This window comes from Micromonospora sp. S4605, assembly GCF_003176715.1.
Classification (GTDB): domain Bacteria; phylum Actinomycetota; class Actinomycetes; order Mycobacteriales; family Micromonosporaceae; genus Micromonospora; species Micromonospora echinaurantiaca.
In genome coordinates, this window is the sequence record NZ_QGSW01000058.1 from 1 (window position 1) to 19,755 (window position 19,755).

Consider the following 19,755-nt stretch of genomic DNA (forward strand, 5'->3'; position numbering starts at 1 on the left):
ACTCAGGCCGGCCAGTCCACCCGTAGCGGCAGGCCAAGGAAGTCGGCGTAGCCGGTCAGCGCCCGCTCGACCCGGGCCCGCTCGGCGTCCAGCGGCACCAGTGGGCGGACCGTGACGGTGACCGCGTTCCGGCCGACGGTGCGTTTCCAGGTGCCGACCACCCGCCCGTCCCGCACGATGGTGGCCTGGAAGACGCCGTTGCCCCCCGGCACGATCGCGTCCTTGTGCGCCGGGTCGAGCATCAGCGAGCGGTCCTTGTAGCCGAGCAGGTACTCGTCGAAGCCGGGCAGCGCCAGCAGGTCGCCCAGCGGCGCACGGGGCGCGTCGAGCAGGGCCGCGTCGACCACCATCGCCGTCCCGTCCACCCGCACCTCGGCCAGCGCGTCGCCCGCGGCGGCGAGACCCCGGCGGGCGTCGGTGAGGGTCAGCCCCGTCCAGCCGGCGAACTCCCGGTCGGCGGTCGGGCCGTGGCCCCGCACGTAACGGTGCGCCAGGGTGGCCAGCGCCTCGTCCCGGTCGAGCCGGTGCGGCCGCGGCGCCCACTCGTCGAGCAGGGCGAAGGTCTGCTCGGTGCCGACGTTCGGCGCCAGGCAGGTGACCCCGCGCACGCTCGCGTACCAGAGCAGGTGGTAGCCGCGCTGCCCCGCCGTGCCGATCCCGGCGGCCTCCAGCGTGGCCAGGCACTCGGCCCGGGTCAGCCGGCCACCGCCGGCCAGCGCGCCGCCGAGCACCTCGACCGCCCGCTCCGCGTCGGCCTCGCTGAGCCCGAGCTGCGCCCGCCGGGTCGCCGCGCCGGCCAGCGACCGTACGCCGGTCAGCTCCAGCATCCAGCGGGCGTCGCGGGGCGGCACCAGGTGCACGGTGCCCCGCATCGGCCAGGTGCGCAGCGCCTCCCGCCGCTCCAGCGCGGCGTGCACGGCGGCGTGGTCGTGCCCGGGCAGCCGGACCCCGAGCGACCACATCCCGCTGGCCAGATCCTGCGCCTGCATGGCGCCGAACCACTGCACCACGTCGGCCACCGCGGCCGGGGCGGCGGGCGGGTGCGGGCGGAGCAGCAGGCTGGTCATCCGCAGCGCCAGCGCCTCGGTGGCGGTGAGCAGGTGCACGGGGCGGCCCTTTCCGGTCGGGTGGACGCCAGCCTAGGTCCCGGCACCGACGTTTCCGGGGGCCGCCGCCGTCCACCGCCGCCGTCCGCTGCCGCCGTCCACCGCCGCCGTCCGCTGCCGCCGTCCGCTGCCGCCGTCCGCTGCCGTCTGCTGCCGGCCGTCGACTGTCGTGGAGGCATGACGGCCGGCGGAACGGGAATGCGCCCCGGGCAGTGGGCGCCCTCCGCGCCCGAAGGGAGCGACATGACTGCGTCCAGCGAGCCGGTGCGGGGCGCCGGCGCACCGACCCGGGCCGGCCGGACCGGTACGGCGGCCAAGACCAGCGCCGCGGCCACGTTCGCCCTCGTCTTCGGGGTGGCCGCGCTGATCAGCGTGCTCACCGTGATCCTGTCCTGGATCGGCCTGCTGCTCGGCATCATCGGCGTCGTGCTCGGCATCGTCGGGCTGAAGATGGCCCGCCGTCCGGGGGTGACCGGCCGGGGCGTGGCGATCGGCGGCCTGGTGCTCAGCGCCCTGGCGGTGCTGATCGGGCTGGGGTTCGGCGCCGGGATCACCACCTTCCTCAACGACGAGGCGGCGGTGGACCGGATGCAACAGCAGGTCGACGACCTGCGCGACCGGCTCGACTGAGCGCGGATCGGGACGGCACGGGCGGCGGCTCCCCTGATCGCGCTGCGCCAGCCACGCTGCCGGCGAAGCGCGATCCCCCGTTCAGGTTCCCCGGTGCGGCGGGCTGCCGGTCGCGCCGACACCGGTGCGACCAGGATCCCGGCCGCCGGCCGGATCGGCACCGGTTCAGATCGGAACTTGCGGAAATCTTGAGCCGTGACAACCGTTTCGGGTCAGAGTCGCCGGTGCATGACGAGCAGGTCCACGAACCCGTCGCGCGGGTGCCGGAAGGCCCCCGGCACCCGGCCGACCACCTCGAAGCCGAGCGAGCGCCACAGCGCCACCGCGCGGGTGTTCGTCGCCACCACCGCGTTGAACTGCATGGCCCGGTAGCCGTCGGCGCGGGCCAGCGTCAGCACGTACTCGCCGAGCGCCCGCCCCACGCCGCGACCGGCCGCGGCGGGGGCGACCATGAAGCTGGCGTTGGCGACGTGGTCGCCCGGCCCGAGCTGGTTGGGCACCAGCTTGGCGGTGCCGAGCACGGTGCCGTCCGGGTCGACCGCGACCATGGTGCGGCCCGGGGCCGGCACCAGCCACATCGCCCGGGCCCGGTCCTCGTCGACGTCGCGGGGCCAGGTGTACGTCTCCCCGGCGGCCACGATCTCGCGCAGGAACGGCCAGATCCGGGGCCAGTCGCCGGCGGTGGCGGGTCTGATCTCCATGCCTCCAGGATCGCCCGTCCAGGTGGCCCGGCCGCACCGGGGGCGCAGCGGCACCGATCGCCGCCCTGGCGCCGTTTGTCCGGGCGTCTGCCGGGTAGTCGCCGGAGCTTGCCCGAGACGAGGAGGACCGATGGCTGACCGGACCAAGGTCGCGGTGATCTACTACAGCGCGACCGGCATCACGTACCAGATGGCGCAGGCGGCGTGCGAGGCCGCCGGCGACGCGGGCGCCGAGGTACGGCTGCGGAAGGTGCACGAGCTGGCGCCGGACGAGGCGATCCGCTCCAACTCGGGCTGGCACGCGCACGCCATGGAGACCCAGGACGTGCCCGAGGCGTCGCTGGACGACCTCTCCTGGGCCGACGTCGTCATCTTCGGCACGCCGACCCGGTACGGCGTGATGGCGGCCCAGCTCAAGCAGTTCATCGACACCACCGGCCCGCTGTGGTCGCAGGGCGCCCTGGTGAACAAGGTCTACTCGGCGTTCTGCTCGACGGCCACCTCGCACGGCGGGCAGGAGGCCACCCTGCTGTCGCTGTTCAACGTCTTCTACCACTGGGGCGGAGTCGTGGTCACCCCCGGCTACACCGAGGCGAGCCAGTTCGTCGGCGGCAACCCGTACGGCGCCTCGCACACCAGCAACAACGGCGAGACCGCGCCGGACGACATCGCGCTCACCGCCACCGCGCTGACCGCGAGGCGGGCGGTGCAGCTCGGCTCCGCGGTGAAGAAGGGCCTGGCCGGCTGACCGGGTCCCGCTGGCTGTCCCACGGCCCGGCCGGAGCGGTCCGTTTCCTGGCCGTGCCGTTTCCTCAGGCCCGTGCGGGCTCCGCGGCCCGCGGTGGGGCCCTGGAGGCGTGGCCTCCAAGGCCCCCCGGAGGTCAGCGTCGGGACGGGTCCGGACGGGTGACCTTGAATCTGGCCAGGTTCTCCTCGGTGGCCCACCGGTGGAAGCCGGCCTTCTCCAGCACTCGGACCGAGGACGGGTTCGACAGCTCCACGTCGGCGGACACGGTGTGGACATCCGGCGCGGTGAGCGCGAACCCGGCCAGGGCGTGCGTGGCCTCGGTGGCGTAGCCCCGGCCGCGGCGGGAGGCCACCACGCCGTATCCGATCTCGACGACGCCCTCACTGGGCGGCCAGAACAGGCCGATCGAGCCCACCACCAGGCCACTCTCACGCTCGATGATCAGACGGTGACCGTAGGCGCCGAGCCAGGTGGGATGCTCGTCGAAGAGGCCCGCGATCACCCGATCGCCGTCGGCGGGAAAGTCGTCCGCCCAGTGGGTGGACCTGGCGTCGTGCAGGACCGCGGTGGCCTCGCTCGTGGTCCAGGGCCGAAGGGCGAGCCGCTTGGTGATCAGGTCGGCGTGGGCAGGTGAAGAAGAGAAAGACACGGGTATCTCCTGGTCGTTGGAACGACCCGGGCCGCGCTGTGCTGTCGCGCGGGCCGGACGAGGGCATGCTGATGAGGGCCGACGGCGGCCATATTCATCAACCTCCTCATCCCGTGATCACGCATGTCGCGCTGGCGCGACGGTAGTTGCCACTCCTCAGCTCGGGCAACCCACTTCGGGCTGGTCAACTCCGCGGGCGCGAAGGTCCGCTCCGTCGCGGCGGCCGGTGGCCCGGGCGGGGGCTCTCGGACCCGTCCGGACCACCGGCACCGGCAGCTCTACCCGGGTACGCCCCCCGTCACGCCGGCTCGGCGGCCGGCAGATTCACCGGCAGCAGGTCGGTCAGCAGTTCGCCGAGCACGGCCAGCCCGTCCGGGCTGAGCACCGACTCGGGGTGGAACTGCACCCCGGCGAAGCCCGGGCCGCGCAGCGCGTGCACCGCGCCGTCGGTCTCGTCCCGGGCCAGCAGCACCGACCCGTACCGGGTGGCCAGGCGGTCGGCGTCGGCGCGGGCGGTGAAGCTGGAGTAGAAGCCCACCCGGCGCGCCACGCCGAAGAGCGTCACCTCGCGTTGCAGCCCCTGGTAGGGCGCGTCCCGGCGGTGCAGGGTCAGCCCCAGCAGCCCGGCCAGCAGCTGGTGGCCCAGGCAGACCGCCAGGGTGGGCCGGCCGTCGGCGAGCAGCCCGACGAGCAGGCCGCGCAGGGCGCGCATCTTCGGGTCGGTGGTGCTGCCCGGGTCGCCCGGGCCGGGGCCGACCACCACCAGGTCGTACCCGTCGAGCGGGCCGGGGGCGTGCCAGGGCCGCAGCGTCACCGCCAGGCCGAGCGCGCCGAGCTGGTGGGCCAGCATGCCGGTGAAGGTGTCCTCGCCGTCGACGATCAGCGCCCGCCGGCCGGTCAGTCCGGGCAGGCCGGCCGCCCCGGGGGCGCGCTGGTCGAGCCAGAACCGGGCCAGCGGGGCGTTGCGGGCGGCGAGCGCGGCCCGGACCTCCGGGTCGTCGGCGAGCGGCTGACCCGGGTCGGGGCGTGACGCCGGACCCGCCGAGCCGGCGCCGCCGGGGCGTGCCGCCGGCTGCGGGTCGGGTGCCGGCGCCTGCGGGCCGAGCCCCAGCGCGGCGAGCACGCCGGCGGCCTTGGCGTGCGTCTCGGCCACCTCGCCGGCGGCCGTGGAGTGCCGGACCAGGGTGGCCCCGACCGGCACCCGCAGCTCGCCGGCGGGGGAGATCTCCGCGGTGCGGATCAGGATCGGTGCGTCCAGGGTCTGCCGGCCGGCGTCGTCGTGGCCGAGCAGGGCCAGGACGCCCGCGTAGTAGCGCCGCCCGGTGCGCTCGTGCCGGGCGATCACCCGGCAGGCGTTCTCCATCGGGCTGCCGGTGACGGTGGGCGCGAACATCGTCTCCCGCAGCACCTCGCGGACGTCCTTCGAGCCCCGGCCGGCGAGCAGGTACTCGGTGTGCGTCAGGTGCGACATCTCCTTCAGGTACGGCCCGACCACCTGGCCGCCCCGCTCGGCGACGGTGGCCATCATCTTCAGTTCCTCGTCCAGCACCATGTACAGCTCCTCCACCTCCTTCGGATCGGCGAGGAAGCGCAGCAGCCCGGCCCGGTCCGGGGTGGCGCCGGTGTGCCGGAAGGTGCCGCTGATCGGGTTCATCATGATCAGGCCGTCGTCGACGCTGACGTGCCGCTCGGGGCTCGCGCCGACCAGCACCCGGCTGCCGGTGTGCACCACGAACGTCCAGTACGCGCCACGTTCGCCGAGCAGCAGGCGGCGCAGCGCGGCCAGCGCCGCCCGCAACGGCGGGCCCTGCACGGTGGCGCGCAGCGTGCGGTGGATGACGAAGTTGGCCCCCTCGCCCCGGCCGATCTCCTCGGCCAGCACCCGGCCCACGGTGGCCGCGTACTCGTCGTCGTCGACGTCGAACCCGGCGTCGGTGGTGACCACCGGCAGGTCCGGCAGCGCGGCGAGTGTGTCGGCCAGCGTCACCCGTTCGTGTCGCTCGACGAGCAGGCACTCCAGCGGCATCGCGTCGTCGACGCAGGCGAAGCCGCGCTCGGTGACCTGCCGGTAGGGAACCAGCGCCAGCGTCCGCGGTCCTGCCGGGCCGGCCGGCAGCGGCACGTCGGCGAGCCGGTCGACGGCGCGGACCGGGCCGGCGTACAACTCCAGGTGGTCGGCGCCCTCGCGCCGCACGAGCGCGAACGGGCCGGGGTCCGCGCCGCGGGCTACGGCGGCGAGCAGGTCGGACAGGTGGGGCATGGTCTCTCCTCGGGCCGGGGTGCCGTCCGACGGGACGGCCCGGGGCCGGAGCAGACCGGCGGCCGCCTCGACGGGCGGCCGCGTGGGATAGCTACGCGCGGGGGATGGCCGCCGGGTCGGCGGGCCACCAGCAGGTCAGTCGCGCGAGCATGCGACCACCCTACGCGGTGGGTGCGCCGGCGGGAAGCCGATCGGGCGTACGCCGTTGCGCCAGCGCTTCGGCGGCCAGCTCAGCGGGTACGTTGACCCGCGATGAACATTCTCGCTCTGGACCTGGGCACCTCGTCGGTGCGCGGGCTCGTGCTGGACCCGGACGCCCGGCCGTTGCCGGGTGCGCTGGCCCGGCGTCGGGTGGAGCTGCTCGTCGCCGACGACGGCACCGGCATCCTGGACGGCCCCCGCTACCTGGCCTGCCTGATCGAGTGCCTCGACGAGCTGGCCGCCGGCGGTCACCTGCGGGACGTGTCGCTGGTGGCGACGAGCGCGCAGTGGCACTCGGTGGTGCCCGTCGGCGCCGACGGCGCGCCGCTGGGGCCGGTGCTGACCTGGATGGACACCCGACCGGAGGCACTGCCCGGCGCGGTCGGGCCGGCCGACCCGGACGAGTACCACCGGCGTACGGGCACCTGGTGGCACCGCTGCTACTGGTCGCTGCGGCTGCCGTGGCTGCGGGAGCACACCGGCGGGCGGATCGCCCGGTTCGTCGGCCTGCCCGAGTACGTGTTCGGCGAGTTGCTCGACTCCGCCCCGATGTCGATGTCCCAGGCCTCGGGCACCGGCCTGCTGGACCTGCGGACGATGGACTGGGACCCGGAGGCCTGCGCGCTGTCCGGCAGCCGCCCGGACGACCTGCCCGAGCTGGCGCCGGTGTCCTGGCGGGGCCGGCTGCGCCCGGCGTACGCGCGGCGCTGGCCGCAGTTGGGTGACGTGCCGTGGGCCGGCCCGGTGGGCGACGGCGCGGCGGCGAACGTGGGCTCCGGCTGTGTCGGGCCGGACCGGGCCGCGGTGACCGTCGGCACGTCGGCGGCGGTCCGGCTGATGCAGCACGTCCCGGTCGGGGCGGCGCTGCCGCCGCTGCCCGAGGAGCTGTGGCGCTACCGGGTCGACCACGAGCACGTGGTGACCGGCGCCGCGTACTCCTCCGGGGGCAACCTCTTCGCCTGGGCCAGGCGGGAGCTGCGGCTGCCCGAGGGCGTGGAGCTGGACGCCGCCCTGGCCCGGTTGCCGGCGGCCGGCCGGCTGCCGGTGAACGTCCGGTTCGGTGGGGACCGGCCGCCGGGCCTGGTGCCGGCCGGCTCGGGCGAGCTGCGCGGGTTGAGCTTCGGCACCAGCGCGGTGGACATCCTGGCCGCGCTGATGCGGGGGCTGTGCGACCTGGTCGCCGAGCACCTCGCCGTGCTGGAGTCCACCGTCGACAAACCGGTGGAGGTGGTGCTGGGCGGGGGAGCGGTGAGCGCCTCGCGGTGGTGGCGGTCGGCGTTCGCCGCGGTGCTCGCGCCCCGGCCGGTGTGGCACCGCAGCAATCCGGAGATCGGGGCGAGCGGCGCGGCGCTGGTCGCGTCCGGCCGGATCGGTGACGCCACCCGACTCGCCGACATCAGCCGGACGGATGAGAGCGCCTCACCCTCCTGAGTCGCACCTCAGCCCGGCCCGTTGACACAGCTCGCGTGCCTGATTGGATGGACTGCGCTCCCCGGGTCGCGGCGGACGCGGGGAACGTAGGAGGCATGTGTGGGCGCAGGTTCGGACCGGGCGCGCGGCGCGGTGTCCAGCCACCGCCGGCGCCGGTTCGACGTCCGGGTCGTGCCACACCGGCGCCGCTCGCCGTTCCGGCTGCGCGACTGGCGGATGCGGACCAAGCTCGCCACCGTGCTGGTCGTCCCCTCGGTGGCCTTCCTTGTGCTGGCCGGTGTGCAGACCGGCGCGCTGGTCAACCAGACCACGGCGTTGAGCGACTTCGCCGAGCAGGTGGGCATCGGCCGGGAGATCACCGCCGCGGTGCACCGGCTCCAGCAGGAGCGCGACCGGGTAGCCGGTGAGCTGGCCGAGCTGCGCCGGGTGGGTGCGGGCGGCGACCGCGATGTCACCATCGCCGCGCTGAAGCCGCTGGAGGTCGCCACCGACCAGGCGATGCGCGAGCTGCGGCAGGCGGCGCAACCGCTGACCGACGCCGACGCGTCCTGGCGGGTCGCCTACTCCGAGGCGCTCGAGGCGTACGACCAGGTGGTCTACATCCGCGCCGCGGTGCCGCCGGCGGTGCTGGGCAGCGACACCATCCTGAGCAACTACCACCGGGCCATCGACGTGCTGCTCAACCTGCTCGCCGAGCCCTCGCCCGGCGACGACCACCCGGCGCTCAGCGACGCGGTGCTGCGCTACGTGCAGCTCGCCCGGGTCAAGGAGCTCTCCTCGCGGGTGCGCGCCGAGCTCTACGCGGCCGCCCGTGCCGGCCGGTACGACGTGGAGGACCAGGTCGCACTGAGCGACCTGCGCGCCCAGCAGCTGACCGCGCTCGGCGCGTTCCGGGTCGCCGCGACCGCCGAGCAGATCCGCCGGTACGACCAGACCTCGGTGGACCCGGAGTTCCTCGCCGCCACCCGGCTGGAGGAACGCAGCCTGCCGAGCGGCGGCGAGCCGGAGGTGCTGCCCGCTCCGGAGTGGTGGGCGGCCAGCGAGGACCGCCAGGAGCTGCTGCGGCAGTTCGAGGTGTCGGTGCTCGACGACGCGGTACGGCAGGCCGACGGCGCTAGCGCCGGTCAGCTGCGTACCACCCTGCTGGTCGCCGGCGCGATCGTCACGGTGCTGCTGTTCGCGCTGCTCATCTCCGTCCTGGTCGGACGGTCGGTGGCCCGGTCGATGCGGCTGCTGCGCAGCCAGGCGCTGCGGATCGCCCAGGTGGAGCTGCCCGACGCCCTCGACCGGCTGCGTACGGTCAGCGGGGGCGTGCCGGCCATCGACGTGGCGCCGGCCGTGGTGCGGTCGCTCGACGAGATCGGCGAGTTGGCCGAGGCGTTCGTCGCGGTGCACCGCAGCGCGGTCAGCGTCGCCGTCGAGCAGGCCACCATGCGCCGCAACGTCAACGGCATGTTCGTCAACCTCGCCCGGCGCAGCCAGGTGCTGGTCGAGCGGCAGCTGGAACTCCTCGACGACCTGGAACGGGAGGAGAGCGACCCGGACCAGCTGGAAAACCTGTTCAAGCTCGACCACCTGGCCGCCCGGATGCGCCGCAACGACGAGAGCCTGCTGGTGCTGGCCGGCACCGAGTCGACCCGGCGGTGGAACCGGCCGGTCCGGCTGGCCGTGGTGCTGCTCGCCGCCGGCGCCGAGATCGAGCAGTACCAGCGGGTACGGCACGAGTCGGTGGCCGAGCTGCACGTCGTCGGGCACGCGGTCGGGGAGCTGGTGCACCTGCTGGCCGAGCTGCTGGAGAACGCCACCGCGTTCTCCCGGCCGGACACCGTCGTCCGGGTCACCGCCCGGCCGGAGGGCCACGGCGCGGTGGTCGAGATCGACGACCGGGGCCTGGGGATGAGCCCGACCGCGCTGGCCGAGGCGAACGCGGTGTTGGCCACGCCACCGGCGGCGGACGTCGCCGCCGTCGAGCGGATGGGTCTGTTCGTGGTCAGCCATCTGGCCGCCCGCCACAAGATCGAGGTGCGGCTGCACGCGAGCGGGGACGGACTGACCGCCCGGATCCGGCTGCCGCGTGAGCTGCTCGCCGCGGATCCGGGGCCGGAGCTGGACCCGCCGGGGGCGTCCCGGATGCTCACCGGCGCGATCGCCGCCGCGAACAGGGCCCGCCCGGTCGAGCTGCCGGTGGCCGGGCGGCGGCCGGATCCGGCCGTGCCCCGGTCGGCCCGTCCGGTGCCGGTACGGGCCGAGGACGTGCTCGCCCCGGCCGCGGCGCCGGTGCCGGCCGGTGGCGGCTGGTGGACCCGGCACGGGCCGGCGACGACCCCGTCCGTGGACGGTATCCCCGTCCCGCCGGCCGTTCCGGTGACCGGCGGCACCAACGCGCGCGGCCTGCCGGTACGAGTGCCGATGGCACAGCTGTCGGCGGTCACCCGGTCGGCCCGGCCGGAGCAGCCGCCCACCCGCCACGAGCCGGATCCGGACGCGGTCGGCGGCATGCTCTCGCGGCTCTACAACGGAGTGCGCCGGGCCGAGGCCGAGGAAACCCGAGAGATACCCATGCCGCGCGGCGGCGTGCCCAGCGAAGGGGGACGACAGTGACGACGACGTTGAGCCAGGAGGCCCGCGACCTGAGCTGGCTGGTCAGCGCGTTCGCGCAGCGGGTGCCGGGGGTGGCGCACGCGGTGGTGGTCTCCTCCGACGGGCTGCTGGTCGCCATCTCCGACCACCTGCCCCGCGACCACGCCGACAAGCTGGCGGCGGTCACCTCGGGGCTGATGAGCATCACCGCGGGCGCCGCCCAGATGTTCGACGGCGACGTGGTCAAGCAGACCGTCGTCGAGATGGGCCGCGGCTACTTCCTGGTGATGCAGGTGCGGGACGGTTCCATCCTGGCCACCCTCGCCGGCGCGGACGCCGACATCGGCGTGGTCGGCTACGAGATGGCGCGGCTGGCCAAGCAGGCGGGGGAGATGCTCACCCCGGCGCTGCGTGCGGAGTTGCAGCAGGCGCTGCCCCGCTGAGGCCGGCGGACGCGCACCGCCGGACCCCCGTTCCGAGCCTCCGGCGGCGCGCGTCCCGGATCCCACCGGCCCCGCCGACCGGGCCGGTGGCTCCCGACGGTCAGAGACCGTTGCGGGCGATCACCGTGCGGTACCAGTGGGCGCTGCGCTTGAGCACCCGGCGCTGGGTCGGGTAGTCCACGTAGACCAGACCCCAGCGCTGGTCGTAGCCCTCGGCCCACTCGAAGTTGTCCAGCAGCGACCAGACGTGGAAGCTCTCCAGCGGCACGCCGGCGCCGATCGCGCGGTGCGCGGCGGCCAGGTGGTCGCGCAGGAAGTCGATCCGGCCGGCGTCGTCGACGGTGCCGTCGGTGCCGAGCACGTCCGGGGTGGGCAGGCCATTCTCGGTGACGGTGAGCGGGATCGGGCCGTAGTCGCGGGTGACCCGGGTCAGGATGTCGTACATGCCGTCCGGGTAGATCTGCTGCCAGTCGGCCTCGGAGGTGGGCCACCGGCGCACAGTGCCGCCGCCGGCGGTGACGTAGATCGGCGTGTAGTACTGCACGGCGAGCAGGTCGACCGGGGCGGAGATGACGGCCAGGTCGCCGTCGCGGATGCCGCGGACCATCCGGCTGTCCGGGCCGAGGTCGGCCAGCACGTCCTGCGGGTAGCTGCCGCGCAGCACGGAGTCGAGGTAGAGCCGGTTCTCGTAGCCGTCGTAGAGCCGGGTGGCGGCGGCCGCCTCCGGGGTGTCGTCGGCGGGGTAGCAGGGGTGCAGGTTGAAGGCGGGACCGATCCGCCCGGCGCCGCCGACGGCCCGTAGCGCCTGGACGGCGAGCCCGTGGGCGAGCTGGAGGTGGTGGGCGACCAGGTACGCGGCGTCCGGGTCCTGCCGGCCGGGTGCGTGGTGCCCGGAGAGGTAGCCGTTCTGCACCACGGTCTTCGGCTCGTTGATGGTCAGCCACACCGGCACCCGGTCGCCGAGGGCGCGGAAGACCGCGTCGGCGTAGTCGGCGAAGCGGTGGGCGACGTCCCGCGACTCCCAGCCGCCGGCGTCCTGGAGGGCCTGCGGCAGGTCCCAGTGGAACAGCGTGGCCATCGGCGCGATGCCCCGCTCGTGCAGCCCGTCGACCAGGCGCCGGTAGAAGTCGAGCCCCCGCTGGTTCGGCGCGCCGGTGCCGTCGGCCTGGATGCGCGGCCAGGAGATGGAGAACCGGTAGCTGCGCAGCCCCAGGTCGCGCATCAGGTCGAGGTCGTCGCGCCAGCGGTGGTAGTGGTCGGCGGCCACGTCACCGGTGTCGCCGTTGCGGACCCGGCCGGGAGTGCGGCTGAAGGTGTCCCACACCGACTCGCCGCGGCCGTCCTCCTTGGCGGCGCCCTCGATCTGGTACGCGGAGGTGGCGGCGCCCCAGCCGAAGTCCGGCGGGAAGCGCAGCGGCCCGGCGGGTGCGGCGGCGGTGTCCGGGTCGGCGGCGCTCTCGTCCGGGTCGTCGCAGCCGCCGGCGGTGCCCACCACGGCGGCGGTCGTGGTGGCGCCCAGCCCGGTGCCGGCGGCCGTGGCGGAGGTGGCGGAGAGCGCGGCGCGGCGGAGCAGGTGCCGCCGGGTGAGTGTCGACATGGATTCTCCTCTGATGGTGCGTGGCCGCCGCCGGGTGCCGGGAGCGCTCCCAGCATAGTCAGGCGCTACCAGCCGGTCATCCGCCGGCCGGGCGGGACGAGGGTCCCGGGCCGCGGCGGCGGCGATCGGGGTGGCGAAGGCGGGGAGGTGCGGCGGGCACCGGTGGGTGTGCCGCGGCGGTGCCGGGGCGCGCGGTGGCGTGCCGGCCGGGGCGCCGGCGGGCGCCGGGCGGGGAGCCGACGGGGTGGGCGCAGGCGCGGGCGAGACGGCGGTGCCGGCGTCGCGGCCGGTCCGATCGGCCTCTTTCCCCGTCGTGAAGGGGGGTTTAGTGTGGGGACGGGGGAGGGCAACCCCCGTCCCCACCGTTGCAGTACACGCACGGGCGGAATTGGCGTCCCTGTCGTGCGTGTCGCGCGGGAGCCGGGCCACGCGAGTGGCTTGAGGATCCACCTCCCTCCGCTGGGCGGGATGTTGGCTGGCGGCGGCGTCCGGGCTGGCCCGCCGTCAGCCTGCGGGCTGATCCCGAGGTCCGTCCGGGGACTCGCCTCAGGTCGATCTTGTTGGTGGAACTTCATCGATGGAAGCGCTCCCATCGACGATGCTTGCGACTGTAACGCCCGTCACGGCTTTGTGAAAGCCCCAAAACGAGATCGAAACATCTGACTGCCCGGCGCGGTCCGCGCTTGTTGTGGGAGCGCTTCCATGACACACTGTCGATCGACCGCGTCGCGGAGCCAGCTCGCGAGAGCGCGGGTCGCCGAGGGCATCCGGCAGGTCCGGCACGGCACCCGAGCCAACCCGGCGAACGCCGCGCCCGTCACGGGCGTCGACCGCCGCACCCCCGCCCGGGCCGGGGCCACCACCATCCCGGGCGCCTCGTGCCCATCTCGTCGGGGCGGGCGCCCCGCCGGGGTTTCGAGCCCCCGGCCTGGTCCGAGGAGACACCGCGCACATGAGAAATCTGGCACGACGTCGCCGGCTGGCGATGGTCGCGGTCACCGCGCTGGCCGTCGGCGGGGTCACCCTGCCGGCCGGCGCCGCACAGGCCGCCCCGGCCTGCGACGTGGTCTACGCGACCAACGACTGGAACACCGGCTTCACCGCCAACGTCACCATCAGGAACCTCGGCGACCCGATCAACGGCTGGACCCTGAAGTTCACCTTCCCCGGCAACCAGCGGGTCACCCAGGGCTGGTCGGCCCGATGGAGCCAGACCGGCAACGAGGTCACCGCCACCAACGAGGCGTGGAACGGCAACCTGGGCACCGGCGCCAGCACCAGCATCGGGTTCAACGGCTCGTACAGCGGCAGCAACCCGAAGCCGACCTCGTTCTCGGTCAACGGCGTCACCTGCGGCGGCACCCCGCAGCAACCCCCGACGGTCGCGCTGAGCGTGCCCGCCGGCCCGTTCGAGGCGCCGGCCGACGTGCCGCTGACCGCCACCGCCAGCGACCCCGACGGCACCATCAGCAAGGTCGAGTTCTACCGCAACGGCCTGCTGGTCAACACCGACACCACCGCCCCCTACGGCTACACGCTGGAGGACCTGCCGGCCGGCGACTACACCGTGCAGGCCAAGGCGTACGACAACGCCAACCTGACCGCCACCGCGGAGCGCGCCTTCACCGTGACCCCGGCCAGCGGGCCGGTGCTGGTGGCCACCCCGTCCTCGGTGAGCGTGACCGAGGGCGCCAGCTCCACGGTCAACCTCAAGCTCAGCGCGGCCCCGACGGCCAACGTCCCGGTGACCGTCGCCCGCACCGGGGACGCGGACATCACCGTCTCGCCGACCACCGTGACGCTCACCCCGAGCAACTGGAACACCGGAGCCAACATCACCGTCGCCGCGGCGGAGGACGCGGACACCGTCGGCGGCACCGCCACCCTCACCGCCTCGGCCACCGGGTACGCCCCGCTGGCGATCACCGCCACCGAGATCGACAACGACACTCCCGGCGGCGACAACGAGTACGTCGAACGGTTCCTCACCCAGTACGGCAAGATCAAGAACTCCGGCTACTTCAGCCCGGAGGGCGTGCCGTACCACTCCATCGAGACGCTGATCGTCGAGGCGCCCGACCACGGCCACGAGACCACCTCCGAGGCGTTCAGCTTCTGGCTGTGGCTGGAGGCCCAGTACGGCCGGGTCACCCAGAACTGGGCCCCGTTCAACAACGCCTGGACGGTAATGGAAAAATATATAATTCCGAATCATTCAGACCAGCCAACTGCCGGCGCCGCCGGCACCCCGCAGTACGCCGCCGAACACGACCTGCCCAGCCAGTACCCGTCCCAGCTGGAACCCTCGGTGCCGGTCGGCCAGGACCCGCTGCGCAGCGAACTGCAGTCCACCTACGGCACCGGCGACATCTACGGCATGCACTGGCTGCTCGACGTGGACAACACCTACGGTTACGGCCGGTGCGGCGACGGCACCAGCCGGCCGGCGTACATCAACACCTTCCAGCGCGGCACCCAGGAGTCGGTCTGGGAGACCGTGCCCCAGCCGTCCTGCGACACCTTCGCCCACGGCGGCCAGTACGGCTACCTCGACCTGTTCGTCAAGGAGTCCAACGCGCCGGCGAAGCAGTGGAAGTACACCAACGCCCCGGACGCCGACGCCCGCGCGGTGCAGGCCGCCTACTGGGCGCTGACCTGGGCCAAGGAGCAGGGCAAGGCGGCCGACGTGGCGGCCACCGTGGCCAAGGCCGCCAAGATGGGTGACTACCTGCGCTACGCGATGTTCGACAAGTACTTCAAGAAGATCGGCAACTGCGTCGGCGCCAGCACCTGCCCGGCCGGCACCGGCAGGGAATCCGCGCACTACCTGATGTCCTGGTACTACGCCTGGGGCGGCGCGTACGAGACGAACCAGAACTGGTCCTGGCGGATCGGCTCCAGCCACAACCACTTCGGCTACCAGAACCCGTTCGCGGCCTGGGCGCTGACCAACGTGGCCGAGCTCAAGCCGAAGTCGCCCACCGCGGTGGACGACTGGACCAAGAGCTTCGAGCGGCAGTTGGAGTTCTACACCTGGCTCCAGTCCGCCGAGGGCGGCATCGCCGGCGGCGCGACCAACAGCTGGGGCGGGCACTACGGCCAGCCGCCGGCCGGCACGTCCACCTTCTACGGCATGTTCTACGACGTCGACCCGGTCTACAACGACCCGCCGTCCAACCAGTGGTTCGGCATGCAGGCCTGGTCGATGCAGCGGATCGCCGAGCTCTACCTGCAGACCGGCAACAGCCGGGCCAAGGCGCTGCTGGACAAGTGGGTGCCCTGGGCGATCGCCAACACCACACTCGGCGCCAACTGGTCGATCCCGTCGGACATGACCTGGAGCGGCCAGCCGACCACCTGGAACCCGAGCAACCCGCAGCCCAACACCAACCTGCACGTCGAGGTCACCACCCGCGGCCAGGACGTCGGCGTCGCCGCCGCCTACGCCCGCACCCTCATCGCGTACGCGGCGCGCTCGGGCAACACCGCGGCGAAGGACACCGCCAAGGGGCTGCTGGACGCGCTGCACGCGGCCAGTGACGCGCAGGGTGTCTCCACCACCGAGAAGCGCGGCGACTACCGGCGCTTCGACGACGTCTACGACGCCAGCACCGGCCAAGGGCTCTACGTCCCGCCGGGCTGGACCGGCACGATGGCCAACGGCGACGCCATCGCCGCGGGCAAGAGCTTCGTCGACATCCGTTCCTTCTACAAGAACGACCCGGCCTGGCCGAAGGTCCAGGCGTATCTCAACGGCGGCCCCGAGCCGACCTTCAACTACCACCGGTTCTGGGCACAGGCCGACGTCGCCATGGCGTACGCCGACTACGGCAACCTGTTCCCCAACGGCTGAACCGGCCTTCCGGGTGGACGGTTCGCGCCGTCCACCCGGGAGCCACCGGGCGGCGGGAGGAATCCCGGACGCCCGGTCGGCAAGGCGGCCTGACGCCCACGGTCAGGCCGGGGTGGGCCGGCCATCCGGCCGACGCAGCGGGTCGGTCGGCCCACCCCACCGCCCGGACAACCCGGGCCTCGAAAAAGCCCGAAAAAAGAGGCCGTCACGGGATCACGCGCGGGACCGCAACGGAGTAACGTACGTCACCGGAGAGGCCGCTCCCCCCGTGGCGGCCTCTCCATCACTTTTCCGGCGCCGCCACCACCGCACCGGCCCGGTCCACCGGGTGCCGCAGCCCCGGATGCCCCGCCGGCAGCGACCGGCGCACCACCACCCAGCTCACCGCCAACGCGGCGGCCACCAGCGGCCAGCTCAGCGCCACCCGGGCCACCGTCAACGCGAGCACCTGCCCGGCCAGATAGAGCGGCAGGAACACCGCCACCCGCAGCACGTAGCTCGCCGCCCAGACCCAGCTGCCCCGCCCGTACGCCCGCAGCAGCGCCGGATCCCGCCGCCACCGGCTGCGCTGCCGCAGGGCCACCCCGACCACCACCCCGAGCAGCGGCCAGCGCACCGCGATGCTCACCATCCAGGCCAGCGCGCTCGCCGCGTTCGACAGCAGCTGCAACAGGAAGAAGTCCTCGGCCCGCCCGGTCCGCAGGGCGATCAGCGCGGCCACGCAGACGGCGAGCAACCCGATCAGCACCGACCTCGGCCGGTCGCCGCGGCGCAGCCGCCAGCCGGCCACCGCGGTGCCGGCGACCACGGCCGCCCCGATCCCGGCCCAGAGCGAGTGCCCGCCGAGCAGCCATCCGGCGGCGAACGCGACCGGCGGCAGGGTGGCGTCGACCGCGCCCCGTCGGCCACCGAGCAGGTCGGCGAGCGACTCCGGCCGACCCGCCCCAGCCCCGTCCGACCGCTCGGTGGGCGGCAGGTTCCGCTCCGGTCCGCCGGTCACCCGTCACCTCCTACCGTCGGCCCCAACCTAATGCGGTAGCCGCGACCCGTAATCGGGTACCCGGTCGGATGTGGTGAATCGACGCAGTGTCAGCACGCGGGCCGTCGCCGGACCGCCCCGCCGATCCGGCTACCGTGTGCGGGTGCACGCGACGGCAAGGCGTTGGACGGCGGTCTGGTTGGTCGTACTGGCCATCGTCCAGGCGGCGGCCCTCGTCGTCGTCTGGCGGGTCGCCATGCACACCAGCCTCGGCCAGTGGGTGGACACGGTCGCGCTGACCGGCAACCGGATCGGTCAGGACCGCATCGACGAGCCGGTGGACCGGTTGCTCAACGCCATGTCGGTGGTGTCCCTGGTGGCGACCACCGCGGTGATCGGCTTCATCGCGCTGATCCGGGGGCGGATCGCCCTGGCCGTCACCGCCACCCTGCTGGTCGTCGGCGCCAACGTCAGCACCCAACTGCTCAAGTACGGACTGGACCGGCCCGACTTCGGCATCGACCCGCAACGGGCGTACGCCGGCAACAGCCTGCCCAGCGGCCACGCCACGGTCGCCGCGTCGGTGGCGGTGGCGCTGGTCCTCGTGCTGCCCCGCAAGGTCCGGGCGCTCGGCGCTCTCCTCGGCGCCGGTTACGCCGCGGTCGCCGGGGTGGCCACCCTCTCCGCCGGCTGGCACCGGCCCAGCGACGCGGTGGCGGCGTTCCTCGTGGTCGGCGTCTGGGCGGCGCTGGCCGGGCTGCTGCTCCTGGCGCTGCAACGCGACCAGGCCCAGGTGTCCTCCGCCGACGCACACCGGGTCGCCGCGGCGGTGCTCGGCGTCGGCGGCGCGCTCGCGGTGATCGCCTGCGCGCTCGCCCTGTCCTGGCTGGTCGACCTGCGCGACACCCCGCCCACCGAGCTGTCCCGGCGGCCGCTGTTCGTCGGCTACGCCGGCAGCGCCGCCGGCATCGCCGGGACGATGGGCCTGGTGATGGCGCTGGTGCTCACCGCCGTGCACCGGCTGGTGCCGCGCCGCCCGGGCTGACGGCGCTCAGCGGGCGTACGTGCCGACCATGGTGCCGCTGGCGAACTCCTTGTCGGTCAGCGCCCGGTAGACGTCGGGCACCTGCGGCGCGTCGGGCAGTTCCAGCGGCCGTTGCAGGGCGTACAGCCGGAAGAAGTAGCGGTGCGGATCGTCGCCCCGGGGCGGCTGCGGCCCGCCCCAACCCAACTCGCCGAAGCCGTTGGGCCACTCCCGGCCGCCGAGCGGCACGCCGCCCTCCGGTGCTCCGTCCGAGGTCCGCGAGATGCCGGTGACCAGCCAGTGCAGGAACGGCGTCTTCCCGGCGTCCGGGTCCTCCACGAACAGGACCAGCTCGACCGCGGAATCCGGCACCTGCGACCACTCCAGCGGTGGCGAGACGTTGCCGCCGTCGCGGGCGACGCGGTCCGGCAGCCGGTCGTGGTCGTTGAACGCGGTGCTGCGCAGCATGATCCCGGCCATCCCTGACGCTCCTCTCGTCGGCCCGGTCGCGCGTACCCGTCCGGCGGGCGCCGAAACGACCCGCGCCCGCCCGGTCCGGCAACGGCGGCGGCCGGTGTGAGAGGGTACGGCCGGCGGAGGGGAGGACCGGTGCAGGCCGTACGAACGGGGTTCCGCGACGAGTGTGCCCGGCTGGGCGAGGTGCTGCGCGACCTCGACGAGGCGGACTTCGACCGGCCCACCGGCTGCGCGCCGTGGACCGTGCGGGAGCTGCTCGCGCACGTGCGTACCGGCGCCGGGCGGCTGGTGGACATGCTCGCCGCGCCGGCCCCGGCCCGGGCCGAGGTGGACGCGGCCGGCTACTTCGGGGCCGCCAAGTTCGCCCCGGCGGTGGACGCCGACCGGATCGACGCCGGCCGGCGGGAGGCCCGGGAACTCGACGGGGCGGCGCTGGTCGCGGACTTCGACCGGGCCTGGCGGGCCACCCTCGACGCGGTCGACGGGCAGCCGCCCGGCCGGGTGGTACGCACCCGGCACGGCGACGCGATGGCGCTCGGCGAGTTCCTGCGTACCCGGGTGGTGGAGGTCGCCGTGCACGGCCTGGACCTGGCGGCGGCGCTGGACCGGCGGCCGTGGCTCACCCCGGCGGCGGCGGAGGTCGTCGCCGACCTGCTCACCGGCGGCCACCCGGCCCCGGCCGAGCTGGGCTGGGACCGGCTGACCCTGATCCGCAAGGCGACCGGCCGGGCCGACGTCACCGACTCTGAGCGGGCGGCCGTCGACGCCGCCGGCTTCCGCTGGCTCTCCTTCGCCGGCTGACCACCTTCGTTGCCGCTGGCGTACCTCTGCTCAAGTCCACCGGCTGGCCATCGGCACCCCGGACCGTTACCAGCCGACGCGCCCCACGAGGCGTCACCATCGCCGCAGCGCGGACACCGGGTCAAGACATTGGTCTGCGGCGATGTCGTGGTCGAGACTGGCCGTCCCGTTTGACCTGGGCGCCGACGGCAGCGTGGTCCGGAGACTGGTGTGCGCCGAAGGTCGAGCGGAAATTCGCCGGGTGGCGCAGCCGCTCCGAACGGCCCGGAGATCAT

Annotated in this window: 15 protein-coding genes; 8 read left to right on the forward strand and 7 right to left on the reverse strand. The window is 74.2% G+C overall.

Annotated elements, in window-relative coordinates; genetic code table 11:
- Positions 1-2 precede the first annotated feature (2 nt).
- Positions 3-1,067 carry a winged helix DNA-binding domain-containing protein gene (locus DLJ47_RS02960; protein ID WP_109898598.1) on the reverse strand — a complete coding sequence of 355 codons (1,065 nt, stop codon included), beginning with the start codon at positions 1,065-1,067 and terminating at the stop codon, positions 3-5.
- A 282-nt stretch (positions 1,068-1,349) separates the two neighbouring features.
- Here DLJ47_RS02960 and DLJ47_RS02965 point away from each other — a divergent pair, with 282 nt between their 5' ends.
- Positions 1,350-1,736, forward strand: a complete 387-nt coding sequence (locus tag DLJ47_RS02965; RefSeq protein ID WP_109898573.1) for a DUF4190 domain-containing protein — start codon at positions 1,350-1,352, stop codon at positions 1,734-1,736.
- Positions 1,737-1,948: 212 nt separating this feature from the next.
- Here the strand turns inward: DLJ47_RS02965 and DLJ47_RS02970 are convergent, their stop codons facing one another.
- Positions 1,949-2,437, reverse strand: coding sequence for a GNAT family N-acetyltransferase (locus DLJ47_RS02970; RefSeq protein WP_109898574.1), 489 nt, complete (start codon positions 2,435-2,437; stop codon positions 1,949-1,951).
- Positions 2,438-2,567: 130 nt separating this feature from the next.
- On the opposite strand from DLJ47_RS02970, the gene wrbA reads away from it, so the two are divergent.
- Positions 2,568-3,185: an NAD(P)H:quinone oxidoreductase gene (gene wrbA, locus DLJ47_RS02975; RefSeq protein ID WP_109898575.1), complete on the forward strand. Its 618-nt coding sequence runs from the start codon at positions 2,568-2,570 to the stop codon at positions 3,183-3,185.
- A 133-nt stretch (positions 3,186-3,318) separates the two neighbouring features.
- On the opposite strand, the gene DLJ47_RS02980 is transcribed toward wrbA, so the two are convergent.
- Together DLJ47_RS02980 and DLJ47_RS02985 are read right to left on the reverse strand one after the other, a co-directional pair.
- Entirely contained in the window at positions 3,319-3,834 is a 516-nt protein-coding gene (locus DLJ47_RS02980) for a GNAT family N-acetyltransferase (protein ID WP_109898576.1), read from the reverse strand.
- Positions 3,835-4,132: 298 nt separating this feature from the next.
- Complete coding sequence (locus tag DLJ47_RS02985) at positions 4,133-6,094, reverse strand: anthranilate synthase family protein (protein WP_109898577.1); 1,962 nt, start codon at positions 6,092-6,094, stop codon at positions 4,133-4,135.
- A gap of 252 nt (positions 6,095-6,346) precedes the next feature.
- Here DLJ47_RS02985 and DLJ47_RS02990 point away from each other — a divergent pair, with 252 nt between their 5' ends.
- The 3 genes from DLJ47_RS02990 (at position 6,347) to DLJ47_RS03000 (ending at position 10,749) form a co-directional block, all read left to right on the forward strand.
- Positions 6,347-7,726 carry a gluconokinase gene (locus tag DLJ47_RS02990; protein WP_109898578.1) on the forward strand — a complete coding sequence of 460 codons (1,380 nt, stop codon included), beginning with the start codon at positions 6,347-6,349 and terminating at the stop codon, positions 7,724-7,726.
- 99 nt (positions 7,727-7,825) lie between these two features.
- Positions 7,826-10,327: a sensor histidine kinase gene (locus DLJ47_RS02995; RefSeq protein ID WP_109898579.1), complete on the forward strand. Its 2,502-nt coding sequence runs from the start codon at positions 7,826-7,828 to the stop codon at positions 10,325-10,327.
- Positions 10,324-10,749, forward strand: a complete 426-nt coding sequence (locus DLJ47_RS03000; protein ID WP_088993029.1) for a roadblock/LC7 domain-containing protein — start codon at positions 10,324-10,326, stop codon at positions 10,747-10,749. The genes DLJ47_RS02995 and DLJ47_RS03000 overlap by 4 nt, the downstream gene beginning before the upstream one ends.
- 100 nt (positions 10,750-10,849) lie before the next feature.
- Here the strand turns inward: DLJ47_RS03000 and DLJ47_RS03005 are convergent, their stop codons facing one another.
- Positions 10,850-12,346: a GH1 family beta-glucosidase gene (locus DLJ47_RS03005; protein ID WP_109898580.1), complete on the reverse strand. Its 1,497-nt coding sequence runs from the start codon at positions 12,344-12,346 to the stop codon at positions 10,850-10,852.
- 961 nt (positions 12,347-13,307) lie between these two features.
- Between DLJ47_RS03005 and DLJ47_RS03010 the strand changes: the two genes are divergently transcribed.
- Positions 13,308-16,199: a glycoside hydrolase family 48 protein gene (locus tag DLJ47_RS03010; RefSeq protein ID WP_199235676.1), complete on the forward strand. Its 2,892-nt coding sequence runs from the start codon at positions 13,308-13,310 to the stop codon at positions 16,197-16,199.
- A gap of 283 nt (positions 16,200-16,482) precedes the next feature.
- On the opposite strand, the gene DLJ47_RS03015 is transcribed toward DLJ47_RS03010, so the two are convergent.
- Positions 16,483-17,175, reverse strand: a complete 693-nt coding sequence (locus DLJ47_RS03015; RefSeq protein WP_109898599.1) for a DUF3159 domain-containing protein — start codon at positions 17,173-17,175, stop codon at positions 16,483-16,485.
- 160 nt (positions 17,176-17,335) lie between these two features.
- On the opposite strand from DLJ47_RS03015, the gene DLJ47_RS03020 reads away from it, so the two are divergent.
- A complete protein-coding gene (locus tag DLJ47_RS03020) occupies positions 17,336-18,223 on the forward strand; it encodes a phosphatase PAP2 family protein (protein ID WP_109898582.1) in 888 nt (295 codons plus the stop codon).
- 6 nt (positions 18,224-18,229) lie between these two features.
- On the opposite strand, the gene DLJ47_RS03025 is transcribed toward DLJ47_RS03020, so the two are convergent.
- Complete coding sequence (locus tag DLJ47_RS03025) at positions 18,230-18,682, reverse strand: YbhB/YbcL family Raf kinase inhibitor-like protein (RefSeq protein ID WP_109898583.1); 453 nt, start codon at positions 18,680-18,682, stop codon at positions 18,230-18,232.
- A gap of 96 nt (positions 18,683-18,778) precedes the next feature.
- Here DLJ47_RS03025 and DLJ47_RS03030 point away from each other — a divergent pair, with 96 nt between their 5' ends.
- Entirely contained in the window at positions 18,779-19,480 is a 702-nt protein-coding gene (locus tag DLJ47_RS03030) for a maleylpyruvate isomerase N-terminal domain-containing protein (protein WP_109898584.1), read from the forward strand.
- Positions 19,481-19,755: the final 275 nt, after the last annotated feature.